The organism is Planococcus sp. VCh962, from assembly GCF_057748275.1.
In genome coordinates, this window is record NZ_JBYLHS010000008.1 from 28,045 (window position 1) to 43,027 (window position 14,983).

Sequence of the window (14,983 nt, forward strand, 5' to 3'; positions counted from 1 at the left end):
ATGAAATTTGGATTTGATATTGACGATACATTGATCAACTTACGTGAATTCGCTTTTCGGCTGTATCAAAAGAAACTAGGGCGAGAAGTGGCCATTGATCTTTTTCATGCGCTTGACCGCGTAGAAATCCATGAACTTTTTGATATGAGCGATGAAGAAGGCTCTGTCATGTGGAACAGCGTTTTGGATGAATTGTATTATACCGACTGCCCTACTTATCCGGGAGCCGTTGAACTTTTGCAACAGCTTGACCGGGAAGGCCATGAAATTTTCTACATAACGGCCCGTCCAGCAAAACATGCAGAAAAAACGAAAGCCTGGCTAAAACAGCAGGGCTTCCCTGTCTGTGACGAGCGGTTCTATTGCGGCATGAAAGACGACGAAAAAGTGCATATCATCGAAGAATTGCAGCTCGATTATTATTTTGATGACAAGCCTGCAGTGGTTGATACATTGTCACGCGAAACACTGAAAGTGATGGTCAAAGATCAATCTTACAACCGCCATGTGGAATTGCCACGCATCAAACAATGGGCGGATTTGCAGGAATTGATACAGAAAGAAATGAAATAATCAAGCCGGCCTAAAATGTAAGGCCGGCTTTTTAATCTTATAGGAAATTGAAGATCTCAAGTTTGAAGATGCGCGGGGAAAACCTGCAGTTTCAATTTCTTGCAGCTTTGTGAACTTGTTGCGCTGATTTCTGAGGGTCTTCACTTTTGGTAATTGCGCTTCCAACAATCGCTATTTCAATCCCGCTATTTCTTATATTCTGAATGGATTTCTCATCGATTCCTCCCGCAATAGCCACCCTGACGGAATTTAAACCTGAAATAAGTTCTAAAGCTCTTTCCCCTGCTGTTTCACCATGCGACTGCCTGTCTTTTCCAATGTGCAGACAAAAAAGGGTTGCCCCTAAATCTGCTATTTCCTTTACTCTTTCCGTGCCTTTGATTTCCAGCAGATCGATCATCACTTCTTTATTATACCTATGCGCCACTTCTAGAGTATCGAGAATCGTTTGCTTATTGGAAAAGCCCATGACGGTTATGATATCGGCTCCCGCTTTAAATGCCTGCTCCGCTTCATGACGGCCGGCATCACATGTCTTCATATCAGCAACAAGCAATTTTTCCGGGTATTTTGCTTTCATTTCTTTGATGATGCTCATTCCATATTCCTTAATAACACCTGTGCCCACTTCAATCCAATCAATGAACTCTAAAGTTTCATCTACAATTTGATTACACTCTTCTTTTGTTAACCGGTCCAGTGCAAGTTGAATTTTCACTGTCTTCCTCCTATTAAAAAACTGCACTTTCACTGTTAGACTGTTGCCTAACAATTTCGGTGCAGTTCATAGAGTTCATTTTTTATTTATACACCTGAATATGCCAGGAATCCGCCGTCTACAGGCACCGTAATGCCTGTAACGAATCCTGAGTAATTTTCATCAAGCAGCCAAAGCATCGTGCCAACCAGCTCCACCGGTTTTCCGAAACGCTTCATCGGCGTGCTGTTCATAATTTTGCCGGAACGCGGCGTCAGCGAACCGTCAGGATTTGTCAGCAGATCTTTGTTCTGCGCCGTCAGGAAGAATCCGGGTGCAATGGCATTGACGCGCAAGTTCTGTTCAGCAAAATGGACAGCCATCCACATTGTGAAATTATTGATGGCTGATTTCGCTGCGCTGTATGCGGGAACTTTCGTCATCGGCGAATATGCGCTCATAGAAGATATGTTTAAAATCACAGGTGCTTCCTGTTTCAGCAATTCCTTGCCAAATACTTGGCTCGCCAAGAAAGAACCCGTGAAGTTGCTGGCGAATACACGCGAAAAGCCATCTTCCTGCAAGTCAAAGAAATTTTTCCCTTGCGACTCGTCTTCATGTATTTCTATATCCGTGATCGCGTCCGGATGATTTCCACCGGCGCCATTGATCAGGATGTCGATACGGCCAAAAGCTTCCAGCACCTGTTCTTTAGCCTGCTCCAATGAAGCGCGGTCCAAAACGTCCGCTGCTACCGCAATTGCTTCTCCGCCTTGTGTGCGGATCTCATCTGCCACACTTTGGCCTTTTTCGGCTGTCCGGTTCAAGATGGCAACTTTTACGCCTTGATCTGCCAGCTGGCGCGCCATCTCAGAGCACAATACTCCACTTCCTCCAGTAATGACCGCTGTTCGTCCTGCAAGATTTTCATGAGAAGAAAACATAGCGTCCTCCTTTATTTCGATTGATGTGCATCCCATAACCCCAAGAGATACATAATTCCGAGCGCCCGGTCGTATAGCCCATAACCCGGTCTGCATTCTTCATTCCAGATATGGCGGCCGTGATCCGGACGTGCATAGCCTGTATAATTCTGGGCGGAAAGTTCTTTGACGACCCCGTTCAAGTCGATTGAACCATCCTGTGTATAGTGGGAGGTTTCAATGAAATCCCCATTTTCAAATATTTTTACATTGCGCAGATGTGCAAAAGGGGAATGCTTAGCATATTTTGATGCTAAATCGACCATGTCGTTTTCCGGGTTTGCTCCCATCGAACCGGTACAGAACGTGATGCCATTTGATGGAGAATCTGAAATATCCAGCAGTTTTTCCCAACTCTTTTCACCCGTCATGATACGCGGCAAGCCGAAGATCGACCAAGGTGGATCATCCGGATGGATTGCCATTTGAATTCCGCTTGCTTCTGCTGTCGGCAATATTGCTTTTAAGAAGTAGTCGAGATTTTTCCATAGTTGCTCTTCGTCCATGCCCTCGTAAGCAGCAAATAATTCCTGAATACGGGCCATTTTTTCCGGTTCCCAGCCGGGCAAAGTCAAATCAGAGGCAGAAGCCACTGTCTCGATCAATTCTACCGGATCCAGTGATTCAATTTTCTGCTTTTCAAAAAACAGCGCCGTCGAACCGTCTGGCAGTGGGTGGTAAAGAGAAGTCCGCGTCCAATCAAAGATCGGCATAAAGTTGTAGCAGATAACTTTCACTCCTGCTTCCCCTAAATTGCGGATAGTCTCTTTGTAATTCTCAATATAGCGGTCACGTTCTGAATTGCCGAGTTTAATGGATTCATGCACATTGACGCTTTCTACCACGTCTGCATGAAAACCGAACGACTTGATATATTCAACTTCTGACTGGATTTCTGCTTTGCTCCAAACTTCTCCAGCAGGCTTATGATGAAGTGCCCACACAATCCCCTTCGTTCCAGGAATTTGCTTGATCTGTTCTAGCTGGACACTGTCATTATCGCGTCCGTACCAGCGAAACGTAATGTTCATGAGAATCCTCCTTTTACGCTAGTTTGCCAAGATAATCTTTAACTAATTGAATCACAGCTTCTTTGCCTGAAGAACGGTAAGTCTTCGTCAAATCGCTGCCTATTCCCACTGCCACTGCACCAGCATCCAGCCAGGCATTCATATTATTGATATTGATGCCGCCTGTTGGCATAATCCGTACGTTAGGCAAAGGTCCATTGACAGATCCTATGAACGAAGGTTTGAATCCGTTGGCTGGGAACAGCTTCAAAATGTCGCATCCCCATTCCGAAGCCTGAACCATTTCTTTAATGGTCATGCAGCCGGGCAAATAAGGGACGCTGTAGCGGTTGCAGATTGTTGCAATTGCCGGGTCAAAGTGGGGGCTGACAACAAATTGTGCTCCATGTAGTAAGGCATGTCGCGCTGTTTCTGCATCCAGGACCGTACCCGCTCCAATCAATGCTTCCGAATTGCCCATCTCCTTAAACACTTGAGCAACATCTGGAGTTGTATAAGTTAATTCGATGGCTTTAAGTCCTCCTGCTACAGCCGCTTTTGCCACTGTTATCGCTTCTTCAGCATCTTTGCCTCTGATAACTGCAACGATTTTGGATTCCAATAATTGTTGATAAACTTCCATTTTAGGGATCATATATGCCGCTCCTTAATCGAAGACAATCAATGCTTTGCGCACTTTGTCTGGGTTGTTTTCAACAAATGTAAAAGCTTCCTGTACATCATCAAGTGCAAATTGATGTGTAGTAAGCCCTTCGGATTTCAGCTCTCCACTGTTCAATAAATCCACTACTTTGCCAAACTGGTTTGTTTGGAGTCTTGAACCGACAATCGTGATTTCTTTTTTTGTAATTGGCAATTGCGGAATAGAAGATGGCCGTTCGTCAAATCCTAGAACGACTACATATCCAGCAGGCGATACCAAGTCAATGCTCAGTTCGACAGTAGCTGGCATGCCTACCGCATCGATGACCACATTCGGGCCTTCTCCTTTTGTCAGCTCCAAAATACGTTCTTTCACAGATTCTTTGCCGGCATTGACCACTCCATCCGCCCCGCTTTCTTTTGCAAAAGCCATTCTTTCTTCGCTTAAATCGCTCATATAGACGGTCGCTCCAGCAATTTTCGCCAATTTTAAAATGCAAATGCCAATAGGTCCGCAACCCTGAATCAATACAGTATCACCAGCTTCGACATTGCCGCGCCATACAGCTTGTGCACCGATTGTATAAGGTTCTGCTAAAACGATTTCATCCCAGCTTAAATCCTTGTTTACCGAATGCAATTGTTTTTCAGGGAGTACAGCGTATTCGCGCATGCCACCATCCTCATGAACTCCAAAGACGGACAGTTTTTCGCAAACATTGGGACGTCCTTTACGGCAAGCGTAGCACTCGCCACAATAATTGATCGGTTCAATGACTACATGATCGCCTGCACGCACGCTCGTAACTGAGCTGCCTGTTTCAATTACTTCACCGGCCACTTCATGACCCACTATCCGAGGATAAGTAGCCAGCGGATTTGTTCCGTGATAGATATGCATATCCGAACCACAGATTCCCACACGTTTAATCTTCACTAAAACTTCATCAGCTTTCCGTATTGATGGACGTTCTTGTTCAATTATCCGCAATTCATGTGCGTTAGGAATTTGGACTGATTTCATTTTATAACCACCTATTCAAATAGACTTGGCAAGAATAATGTAATTTGCGGGATAAAGGCAACCATCATCAACACTACTAAGCTTACTCCTAAAAATGGAAGAAGTTCTCTCGCAGTTTTTCCAATGGACACTTTTCCAATTTGGGAAGCGACAAAAAGACAGACACCGACCGGAGGGGTCACCAGACCAATAACCAGGTTCAAGACCATCATGACACCAAACTGGATTGGATCCATGCCGACTGTTATGGCGACCGGAAGCAGTACCGGGAACAAAATGACCAGAGCGGCAATTGTTTCCATGAACGTCCCGACAAACAACAGGAGTATATTGATTAATATGATAACAATGATAGCATTCGTCGAAATACCCAAAATGGATTCTGCCACTAGCTGTGGAATCTGCTCACGCACCATAATCCAACCAAACAAATTCGCAAATCCGACAAGCAGCATAATGGAAGCCGTCGCAGTCATGGAAGACAGCATGATTTCTGGAATTTTTTTAATCGGCAGCTCTTTATAAACAAAAATACCGATAACAAATGCATATAATACAGCAATAATAGAAGCTTCAGTCGGTGTGAAAAAGCCGCCTAAAATTCCATAAAGAATGATGAAAGTCATTAAGATTGCCCAGAAGGCGCCCGTGAAACTATTCCAGATTGTTTTTACCGATTGGCGCTCGCCTTTCGGATAATTCCGCTTAACTGAGATAAAATAAGTTGGAATCATCAAGCCAAGACCCAGTAAAATCCCTGGAACCGCACCGGCTAAAAACAAATCTCCGATGGATAAGGAGGCTAGTGTACCTACAATGATCATCGGCAGAGAAGGAGGGATGATTGGCCCTACCGTTGAAGAAGAAGCTGTAACAGCTGCCGAGAACCCTGCACCATAGCCTTCTTTTTTCATAGCAGGAATCAGGATAGAACCAATACTCGCTGTATCCGCAAGCGCCGTTCCCGAAATTCCTGCGAATCCCATAGAAGCCCCGACATTCGCAAGACCAAGACCCCCACGGATATGGCCGAATAAATCGTTGGCAAATTTAATGATTCGTTCTGTGATTCCACCTGCGTTCATCAAGTTACCTGCAAGGATGAATCCAGGAATACAAAGAAGAACAAATGAATTCAATCCGCCGAACATCCGCTGCGGAATAATATTGAGAGGGATTTCGGCCAGGAAAAGGTAAAGCAAAGATGCGAGCCCTAAGCTGAAAGCCACCGGGACTCCCAAAAAGATAAGTACAATAAAAGATACAAATAATAGAGTAGCCATCAGTAGTCATCGCCTCCGTAATTCTGGCTATAATCCTGCTTATTTTTCAATAGATCGATAATTTTCAAGACGGCATAGAATACTAAAAAAACAGCCATGATCAGCAACGACGCATGCACTACCGACATTTGGAATGGCATGGTTGCCGATCTCTGGTTTTCACCGAGCATAGTGAAATTATAACCTTCTCTCACCATAACCAGACTTATTAAAATAATTGTCAAGTATATGACCACTTCATAGTATCTTCGGAAATTATCCGGCATTTTATTAAGAATCATGTCGACGTTAATGAACTCATTTCGCATCAAAGCTAAGGGAGCTCCAAAGCTGATGCCATACAGGAAAAGATAACGTGTCAATTCTTCCGTCCAAATGAACGAAAAGGGAGCAAAACGTGAAATAATTTGGATTGTGACAATGATAATAACGCCGGCAAAGCTGGTAATTGTTAAAAACGCGAGTGTACGGTCAATCAATTTCCGAAACATCGACATCTGAGTTCATTCCTTCCCTAATGGAAAGGCACATTTGGCCGTGAAGCCAAAAGTGCCTAGCACACATATTATTCAACAGCTAGAATCTGTTCATACAATTCCAATTGTTCCGGAGATAAAGAAGCTTCAACCGCAGGAGTCATTGATTCACGGAAAGCATCCTGGTCAACATCGACGAATTCCATTCCTGCATCAACCAATTCCTGTTCAATTTTAGAAATCTCAGATTCATACAATTCATCACCCAAGGTCTGTGCTTCTGCAGCAGCATCTTGAACGACTTGCTTCAATTCATCAGAAAGTGCATTGTATTGCTCGTTTCCTACAAGAATATAAATCCAAGAATAAACATGTTCTGTACGGTTCACGTAATCCTGAACTTCTGCCAAGCCTCCGCTTTGGATCAAGTCTACTGGATTTTCCTGGCCATCAATAACCCCTTGCTGCAAGCCCGTGAACACTTCGTTGAAATCCATTACTTGTGGAGATGCTCCTGCAGCTTGCCAAACATCCAAAAACAATGGAACGTTCGGTACCCGCATGCTGAATCCTTTAAGATCTGCTGGAGATTTGATCGGCTCGTTTGACGTCAAGTTCCGTGGCGCACGCGTATGGTAGTAAAGGGCAGTTAATCCTGCTTCGTCGCTGATTTCCTGTTTAATTTGTTCGCCAATTTCGCCTTCAACTACAGATTTTACATGTTCCAAATCACGGAAAGCATAAGGAACTGCCATTAAAGCTGCGTTGGGTGCCCAGTTTTGCAAAGTTTCACCTGAAATAACCATGTCTGCTGTTCCTGCCTGGATAGAGTTGATCGTATCAGTCTCCCCGCCAAGCGAGTTGTTTGGATAAATCGTGATTTCCATTTGTCCATCTGAATTTGCTTCTACCAACTCTTCAAATTTCAGCGCTGTTTGATGCCAAATATGATTTTCATCGGCCAAATGGCCAAAACGCCATTCAATCGTTTCGCCTGACTCTGAACCGCCTCCGCCTTCGCTTGCATTATCTGAACCGCATGCCCCTAAAACCAAAACTGACGCAAAAATTCCTGTTAACCACTTCTTCTTCATGATTATTCTCCCCTTTGTTTTTAGTTTTTTGCTTTATCATTTCTTGAAAGCTTACGTTTTCAAGTAATCATACGTTGTTGAAGCAATCTTAATGCCTTCAATTAAATTATGTTCTTCATTCTTCTGCTCGATTTCCCCCGGGACAAACACTCTGGAAAAACCTGCTGCCGGCGGAATTTCCCGCACTTCTTTCATCATTTGGTCCATTTGTTCTAAAAATGTATCCAGCTCTGTAAAAAAAGATGGGTTGATGACACAGAAATAATGGCCTAATTTTCTTTTCTTATCCAGATCTCCATACATTTGATTGATGTGGGGGCCGAAGGACATCCCAGCGAGCAATCCAGAGAAAATGTCTACAATCATAGCCAGTCCATATCCCTTGGGGCCACCAAATGGAGTCAGTGAAACCACTTTTGATGGGTCGGTTACATAACTCCCTGTCTCGTCCACTCCCCATCCTTCCGGGATGCTCCTGCCTTCTTCTTTATGCTGCAAAATCTTTCCTAAAGCTACGTTTGAGGTGGCCATATCTAAGATAAAAGGTTTCTCGTCTTTTGCTGGAATTCCGTAGGCAATGGGATTCGTTCCGAGAAATGGTTCTTTTCCGCCAAACGGAACCATTATCTTATCGGTATGAGTCATGGCGATTCCTATTAAATTTTGTTTAGCAGCTTTTTGGACAAAATAACTAAGGGCTCCGCAATGGCTGCTGTTCATCGCTGTAACCATGCCAACGCCGTTTTCTTTAGCCATTTCTATAGCCTGGTCCATGGCAGTATCTCCAACTAAATGGCCGAACCCGTCATCGCCATCGACAATCCCTGTAACAGGGCCGGTAGCTTTAAATAAAATGTTAGGATTGGGATTAATTCCTCCCGCCTTTAACCGGTTTATATAATGTTCTGTACGGAGGGCACCATGCGAATTGACTCCCCGTAAATCTGCATGTATAAGGATATCTGCCACTTTTCCGGCATGTTCTTTGCTTATCCCGGCACCAGCCAGCTTATTCTTGATCAACTCTTTCACTTCTTGATGGGAAACCGTTACAGCGGGCACCTAATCCCTCCTATTCTAAATTTGTATGATTTTTTCTCAAGGTGTCATGAGTTTGTTCTATATAAGGACCATCTATTATTGCAGCATCCAGCACAAGATGGACCGCCTGATCAAACTGATTTCCAAGAGGCTGGATGGTAGAGGGCTCTCCTTCACCACGGTTCTTAGTGGCCGCTGGAATTACCAGCCCGCTAGTGCACCATTCTTCTTTAAGTTTTGCTTTGTTCGTTGTCACTAAAACGATGCGGGCACCTTGTTTTGAGGCATTTTGGCAAAGTCCTGTTAACTGCAAAGAACTCCCTGAACCTGAAATGATTAAAAGAATGTCGCCATTTTGAATTGATGGTGTGGTCGTTTCACCTACTACATGAACAACTTTTCCACAGTGCATCAAACGCATGGCAATTGCCTTTCCGATTAAACCGGAACGTCCTTCACCAAAAACAAAGTAGCGGGAATCTTTTTGAAGTATATCTACAAAATGTTTGTATTGCTCTTCGTTAATTCCAGTTATTACTTGTTCCATCTCTTTCAAAACAAGGAAAGGAGTTTCCATCTGCAAATTCCCCTTATCTTTCCACAACTTTTGTGTTTCCTATAAAACCATGTACTTCTTCCAGGTAAGGAAGCCCTTCGTTGTCTCCAGAAACCGTTGTCACCAAGGCTCCAACGCCATTTGCGAAACGCAGCAACTCTTCGGATTCAAAGTTATTTAAAATGCCATATATATACCCGGCATCAAATCCATCTCCAGCACCTACTGTATCGACAGGCTTTACAGAAAAACCTTCAGCAATTGTCCACTTCTTATCACGGAATAATCTTGAACCATTCGGGCCATCTTTAATGACAAAATCCCTTATACCGAATCCTTCAATATAGGAAATTAAATCTTCCATCGATTCTTTACCGGAAATCATTTGAATTTCCTCTAACCCTGTCAATAAAATATCGACTTCCGGAAAGATGGAATCGTATGCTGCTCTGGCTTCTTCAATTGTCCATAGCTTTAGCCGTATATTCGGATCGAATGAAACAAGAATGCCTTTTTTCTTGGCAATTCTGATTATTTTCTTTGCTATCAAAAGGTGCTGCTTACTAATAGCCAGATAAACACCCGTAAGATGCACCACTTGAATGTCTTCAAATAGTTCTTCGCGGATATCTTCGACCTTCAGCGTGGTGACTGGTGAAGGGTTTCTGTAATAATATGTTTTGCCAGCTCCACCTTCGTGTATTTCCTTAAAGTTTATTGAAGTCGGTACACTTCTAACAAATTCGACTGCGGAAACATCTATTCCCTCGCCGCGTGCAAAGTTGTATATGACCCGGCCAAATTCATCTTCTCCCAAACGGCTGATCCACTTACTATTTAATCCAAGCCTTGCGCAGCCTATGGCAAAATTCATTTCTGCGCCTCCAACTTTCCTCTCGAATTGAGTTACGTATCTCAAAGGTCCAGTCGTGCTTGGATTCATTGTGATCATCGCATCCCCTATGGTCAAAACACCAAAACCTGTAGACAATTCACTACAACTCCTCTTTTGCTTTAAATGGATTCCCGTTGAACTAAAACAGGTGGATATCTTTGTTCTTGGTAACTTTCTTCAAATAATTTGTTTTTAATTAGCTCCAACAGGATAGTTGCAGCATCCTTTCCAATCTGGAACGTCGGTTGTTTAATTACTGTAATAGGTGTAGTGGCAATTTCCAGGAAAGGTGAATCATCGATAGAAATAACTCCCACGTCTTTTGGAACTGATAAATGATTGCTTTTAATAAATCTTAATAATTCAATCAAAGCCAAATCATTTGTAGCAAAAAAAGCACTTGGCCTGTCGCTGCTTTCCCAAATGTTTTCCAACATTTCTCCAATTTGTTCTCTTGCTTCTGCAACTATCCATTCGTCTTTGACCGTAAGGCCATTCTGCTCCATTGTTTTTTTAAAGCCGTTGATGCGTTCAATCCGCGGAGTTACTTTTTTGGCAATAGAAGTAGAGACAAGTCCTATTTTTTCATGCCCTTTCTTAGCCAATAACGTAACCGCCATTTCTGAAGCGCTTTCATTATTGAGCAAAAGTGTCGGGAAAATCGATTGATTTATCTTTCTGTCGACAAAAACAATTGGAAATCCCTCGGCTTTTAACTGCTCATACAAATCATCATTACCATTTATCGGAAAAATGATTAATCCATCCACTTGCTTGGCACGCAGCATGTCAATATATGCCCGTTCCTTTTCAGGTTGATCATCCGCATTGCAAACAAATAAATGAAAACCATTTTTTTCACATACATCTTCTATTGCTCTTATAATTTCAGTTGAAAATGTATGGAGGATATTAGCCACTATTACTCCTATAGTGGCTGATTTTTTTTGCTTCAAACCTTTCGCTGCATAGTTTGGAATATATCCAAGCTCTTTAATTGCTTGTTCAATTCTCAATTTTGTCGGCAATGCCATATACTCAAAACGGCTATTGATATATTGGGAAACCGTGCTCTTTGATACTTGGGCTCGTTCCGCTACATCTTTCATTGTTGTCTTTTTCATTCCAGCACCTCTTGGCTAAATCGGTTTAGTATACCGGTTTAGTGAAAGTATAATTGAAGATCTTTTCTAAATCAATACTAAATTCTAAAAATTTAAAATAAAAAAAAGTTCTCACCTTATAAAGGAAAGAACCATTTGATAATAATTATTCAATTTTGTCTTCCTCATTCAATCCACTGTCGGCAAATGCATCATCCAAAGAATCGTAGCGCGAAATCCTTGCTACTTTACCGTTCCTGACTTCCATAAAAGTATAGACGGTAATTTTGCCGTTTTGATCATCCCAAGTGCCTTCTTGTTCGTACACCACTTTTTTATCTTTAACGTACCGCGTCACCGTGGTCAAATGGATTCCAGACTCTTCAGCCCACTGTCTCAACGTTTCATGGCCGCTTGCCGAGCCCATCGGACCCATTAATTCAATATTATGGTCCGAGACTTCAAGCACGCCTTCAACATCTTTAGCATTTACTTTATCTACCCAGGCATCTGCTGTCTCGATGGTTTCTGCCATGTTGATCGGCTCCCTTCAAACGATAATTTTTCAAAAACAACCAGCACCAGGGTAGCAAACGGGCCCATCAATAGAGACAACAAAAACCAGTTGAGCCCGCTCCAATTTTTCCCTTGTGCAATGCCTGCATTAATCAATGCCAGCGTCCCCCAACCAATTGCGTAATCATTATCCATTCATCCAGCCCCCTTTCCCCTAGATTTTACCACAAAAAAAGACAGATTATAGGTCTGTCTTCTTCAGTAATTGGTATTTTTTAATTTTTTAAAGCTTGTTACGAAGCGGCCGGGATCTTCGTAAACTTTATATGTCACTACGCCATGGTGCGTATGCAGATATAGTAAATTAGCATCCTCGGAGAACGTTTTATATGAAATATCCCAAACATTCTCCAAATGGTAATTGGTAGTGGAAGCGACCAGGGTGTCTTCATATAACTGGAGACTGTACTCTGTATGGATGATCTTCATCTCACCCGCTTCGATTGAACGTTCTGTGTTGATATAAGTGATAGAGGACAATAAATTATCGCGTTCCATAGCTATCCGCCTCCTGTCTTACGGTTGCATAAAGTTTAACTTATTTCCAATTCAACAAGCAAAGGTTTAATACTCACAAAAAGTTAGACGATAAAACTGATCAAGTGCTACAATTTCCATATAACAGCCACTTATATAAGGGGGATCTATATGGACAACTGGTTCGGAGCCACGTCTACTTCAATCTTTCATCCTTTTTCTATAAGCCATTTGATCATGCTTGCGATAGCCCTTTCCGGACTTATTTTCCTAATCGTCAGGAAAAAACAGCTCCGTGAATCCGCTTCGTTCTTTTCACAGCTGCGCTGGACCTTGTTTGTGCTGCTGCTTGTTTCCGAAATCTCTTATCAAACTTGGGCAATTTCAAATGGCATTTGGACTTTCAGCAAACACATCCCTCTCCATTTATGCGGCATGGCATCCATTACCGCAATGATCGGGCTTTTGACGCTGCACCGTACATGGATTCAAATTTCCTTTTTCATTGGCATTTTCCCAGCTTTTCTAACACTCATTACTCCCGATCTCCCTTATGACTTTCAACATTACCGATTCTGGAAATTTTTTATACATCATATGACCATCCCTTGGGCTTGCTTGTTTTTAGCGCTACGGAAGCCATCCTCCATCACACTTCGTTCCGTTTTTATGGTGTATTCCTTGCTTGTCCTTTATGCAATGGTAATCGGCTTTGTCATCAATCCACTTACCGGCTCCAATTATTTATATCTTTCCCAATTGCCTAAAGCTACAACACCGCTAAATTTCTTCGGCAGTGGAATCTGGTATTATCTAAACCTAGGATTTACTGCGCTTCTGCTGTTTTTAGGACAGTATTTTCTTTGGAGAAAATTTTTAATCCAGCAATCTAAAAAGGCTGCCATATAGGCAGCCTGAGCTTGTAGACAAAAGAATATACGTTCAATCAAGTGAATAACGATCAAAAACAAGCTCCTCCCCTCGGTTCCTGCGCTTCAACCGGACGCTTTCCGCGGGCTGGCGCCCGAGTGGATTTCGGCACTTCACTATCCCGCAGGAAGCGAATGGTGCAAAAGTAATTTTGCACCATTCGTTTGCGACGAAGCTAGCGCAGCGATGCAGGAGCACATCTTTGCCTTTCGCCGGTTTCCGCTGCGGAAACTGGCGTGAAGTGAACACCGGATGCCGCTTTTCCTCACTTACCGGAATAGCGGCATCCTGGCTGGAAGGGATTCTTGGAAGCAACGCGACACCCCCAACTGGTCCGGCCACGAGACTCCTGTGGGAGCAGCGAAGCGACACGAGCTGAAGACCCTGGAGCGAACGCAGTGAATGTTTTTTCAATTTGCGACGAGTAATCGCAGGAGCAAGTGAAGCGGCTGAAGCCGTGCCCACGGAAAGCGAAGTGGCCGGACCGGTTGGGGATGATACCGTCTTATTCATTTCAAGCACACTTTGTCTACAGTCTGAGACTGCCGTATAGGCAGCCTTTTACTCTCACGCTATTATAGCCAAAAGAATCCATCACGAAATGCAGCTTCACTTTATTCTTCGGCATCAAAGTATTCGTTCGTTAAGTCACCATTGACGCCGATTGCCGCTGCACTTCCTTCACCCGCTGCAATGACTACTTGTGCCGGGACAATAAGTGCAGCATCTCCTGCGGCATACACATTCCATACATTGGTGCGGCCATATTCATCGGTTTTAATGCCGCCATACTGGTTTTCTTCACAGCCTAACTCTTTGCCAAAGTTGGCAGCATGGTTCCAGAGAGGTGTGACAAATCCGCCTACCCGGTCAATTAATGTACCATCCTCAAGCCTAACGCTGCGTAACTGCCCATTTTCACCTTCCAGCCCATCTATAATATCTTCACGGACTTTGATTCCTTTGGCAATCAGCTTATCTCGATCTTCGAGCTCGAGCCGCCCTTCCCCGTTTGTGAAAACAACTAAATCCCGGCTCCATGTATAGACTTTCTTCGCCAGCTCGAAGACGCTTTTATCTGCGATGACCGCCAGTGGCTGATCACGCAACTCCCATCCATCACAATACGGGCAGCTGAACAAAGAAGTGCCGTAAAACTTTTCAATATCCGGAATATTCGGCTGCTGCTCTTTTAAGCCGGTCGCCAAAATGATTTTGATGCTGTGATATGTCTTTCCGCCCGAAGTGGTTAATTCATAATGGGTTTCCGTGACGCGATTAATGGTCATTACCCGATCTTCCTTTATCTCAACGGAATCGTATTTTGCAATGTCTTCGTGCGCCAAGCGTTTGAATTCAGCTGGCTTAATTCCATCCCGTGTAATAAACCCATGGGATTCCCTGGTCACTAAATTCCGGCCACTGTCGTCATCAAACAGAATCACATTTCTTCTTGACCTTCCAAGCACCAATGCCGCATTCAACCCAGCTGGTCCGCCTCCGATAATAGCGCAGTCATATCGCATAATAAATCCATCCTTCATTTAGTAGGTTTTTCCCTAAATCTTCCCGATTCATCAATATAGTAAACGCTTTTAATAG

Annotated in this window: 19 protein-coding genes; 2 read left to right on the forward strand and 17 right to left on the reverse strand. The window is 43.4% G+C overall.

The annotated features are described in order from the left end of the window. Positions 1–573 (forward strand): 5' nucleotidase, NT5C type, encoded by a 573-nt coding sequence (locus AC3AQ9_RS17215; protein WP_488308711.1) that lies wholly within the window; start codon positions 1–3, stop codon positions 571–573. 91 nt (positions 574–664) lie between these two features. Here AC3AQ9_RS17215 and hxlA read toward each other — a convergent pair whose 3' ends face one another. From hxlA to AC3AQ9_RS17290, 15 genes are all read right to left on the reverse strand, one after another. Beyond that, positions 665–1,291, reverse strand: a complete 627-nt coding sequence (gene hxlA / locus AC3AQ9_RS17220) for a 3-hexulose-6-phosphate synthase (RefSeq protein ID WP_488308712.1) — start codon at positions 1,289–1,291, stop codon at positions 665–667. Positions 1,292–1,377: 86 nt separating this feature from the next. Then, on the reverse strand, positions 1,378–2,214 hold the full coding sequence (locus AC3AQ9_RS17225) for an SDR family oxidoreductase (protein ID WP_488308713.1): 837 nt from the start codon (positions 2,212–2,214) through the stop codon (positions 1,378–1,380). An 11-nt stretch (positions 2,215–2,225) separates the two neighbouring features. Next, entirely contained in the window at positions 2,226–3,284 is a 1,059-nt protein-coding gene (uxuA, locus tag AC3AQ9_RS17230) for a mannonate dehydratase (protein WP_488308714.1), read from the reverse strand. Positions 3,285–3,297: 13 nt separating this feature from the next. Beyond that, the gene (locus AC3AQ9_RS17235; RefSeq protein WP_488308715.1) at positions 3,298–3,918 is read right to left on the reverse strand and encodes a bifunctional 2-keto-4-hydroxyglutarate aldolase/2-keto-3-deoxy-6-phosphogluconate aldolase; all 621 of its coding nucleotides are present in this window, start codon (positions 3,916–3,918) and stop codon (positions 3,298–3,300) included. 12 nt (positions 3,919–3,930) lie between these two features. Next, complete coding sequence (locus AC3AQ9_RS17240) at positions 3,931–4,950, reverse strand: zinc-binding alcohol dehydrogenase family protein (RefSeq protein ID WP_488308716.1); 1,020 nt, start codon at positions 4,948–4,950, stop codon at positions 3,931–3,933. An 11-nt stretch (positions 4,951–4,961) separates the two neighbouring features. After that, positions 4,962–6,236: a TRAP transporter large permease gene (locus AC3AQ9_RS17245; RefSeq protein ID WP_488308809.1), complete on the reverse strand. Its 1,275-nt coding sequence runs from the start codon at positions 6,234–6,236 to the stop codon at positions 4,962–4,964. Then, entirely contained in the window at positions 6,233–6,730 is a 498-nt protein-coding gene (locus AC3AQ9_RS17250; protein WP_488308717.1) for a TRAP transporter small permease, read from the reverse strand. Before AC3AQ9_RS17250 ends, AC3AQ9_RS17245 begins: the two co-directional genes overlap by 4 nt. Before the next feature lie 68 nt (positions 6,731–6,798). Next, positions 6,799–7,803 (reverse strand): TRAP transporter substrate-binding protein, encoded by a 1,005-nt coding sequence (locus tag AC3AQ9_RS17255; protein ID WP_488308718.1) that lies wholly within the window; start codon positions 7,801–7,803, stop codon positions 6,799–6,801. Between the two features lie 51 nt (positions 7,804–7,854). Beyond that, positions 7,855–8,865 carry an ureidoglycolate dehydrogenase gene (gene allD, locus AC3AQ9_RS17260; protein WP_488308719.1) on the reverse strand — a complete coding sequence of 337 codons (1,011 nt, stop codon included), beginning with the start codon at positions 8,863–8,865 and terminating at the stop codon, positions 7,855–7,857. A 10-nt stretch (positions 8,866–8,875) separates the two neighbouring features. Beyond that, positions 8,876–9,421 carry a 6-phospho-3-hexuloisomerase gene (gene hxlB / locus AC3AQ9_RS17265; RefSeq protein ID WP_488308720.1) on the reverse strand — a complete coding sequence of 182 codons (546 nt, stop codon included), beginning with the start codon at positions 9,419–9,421 and terminating at the stop codon, positions 8,876–8,878. Between the two features lie 13 nt (positions 9,422–9,434). Next, positions 9,435–10,391, reverse strand: coding sequence for a sugar kinase (locus AC3AQ9_RS17270; RefSeq protein ID WP_488308721.1), 957 nt, complete (start codon positions 10,389–10,391; stop codon positions 9,435–9,437). Positions 10,392–10,414: 23 nt separating this feature from the next. Continuing rightward, the gene (locus AC3AQ9_RS17275) at positions 10,415–11,419 is read right to left on the reverse strand and encodes a LacI family DNA-binding transcriptional regulator (protein WP_488308722.1); all 1,005 of its coding nucleotides are present in this window, start codon (positions 11,417–11,419) and stop codon (positions 10,415–10,417) included. A gap of 145 nt (positions 11,420–11,564) precedes the next feature. Next, complete coding sequence (locus tag AC3AQ9_RS17280; RefSeq protein ID WP_488308723.1) at positions 11,565–11,933, reverse strand: nuclear transport factor 2 family protein; 369 nt, start codon at positions 11,931–11,933, stop codon at positions 11,565–11,567. Next, positions 11,897–12,109: a hypothetical protein gene (locus AC3AQ9_RS17285; protein ID WP_488308724.1), complete on the reverse strand. Its 213-nt coding sequence runs from the start codon at positions 12,107–12,109 to the stop codon at positions 11,897–11,899. Before AC3AQ9_RS17285 ends, AC3AQ9_RS17280 begins: the two co-directional genes overlap by 37 nt. A 63-nt stretch (positions 12,110–12,172) precedes the next feature. Beyond that, positions 12,173–12,472, reverse strand: coding sequence for a hypothetical protein (locus AC3AQ9_RS17290; RefSeq protein WP_488308725.1), 300 nt, complete (start codon positions 12,470–12,472; stop codon positions 12,173–12,175). Positions 12,473–12,622: 150 nt separating this feature from the next. Between AC3AQ9_RS17290 and AC3AQ9_RS17295 the strand changes: the two genes are divergently transcribed. After that, on the forward strand, positions 12,623–13,360 hold the full coding sequence (locus tag AC3AQ9_RS17295) for a YwaF family protein (RefSeq protein WP_488308726.1): 738 nt from the start codon (positions 12,623–12,625) through the stop codon (positions 13,358–13,360). Between the two features lie 33 nt (positions 13,361–13,393). On the opposite strand, the gene AC3AQ9_RS17300 is transcribed toward AC3AQ9_RS17295, so the two are convergent. Next, positions 13,394–13,894: a hypothetical protein gene (locus tag AC3AQ9_RS17300; protein WP_488308727.1), complete on the reverse strand. Its 501-nt coding sequence runs from the start codon at positions 13,892–13,894 to the stop codon at positions 13,394–13,396. A 101-nt stretch (positions 13,895–13,995) separates the two neighbouring features. Then, positions 13,996–14,907, reverse strand: a complete 912-nt coding sequence (locus AC3AQ9_RS17305; protein WP_488308728.1) for an NAD(P)/FAD-dependent oxidoreductase — start codon at positions 14,905–14,907, stop codon at positions 13,996–13,998. Between the last annotated feature and the right edge of the window lie 76 nt (positions 14,908–14,983).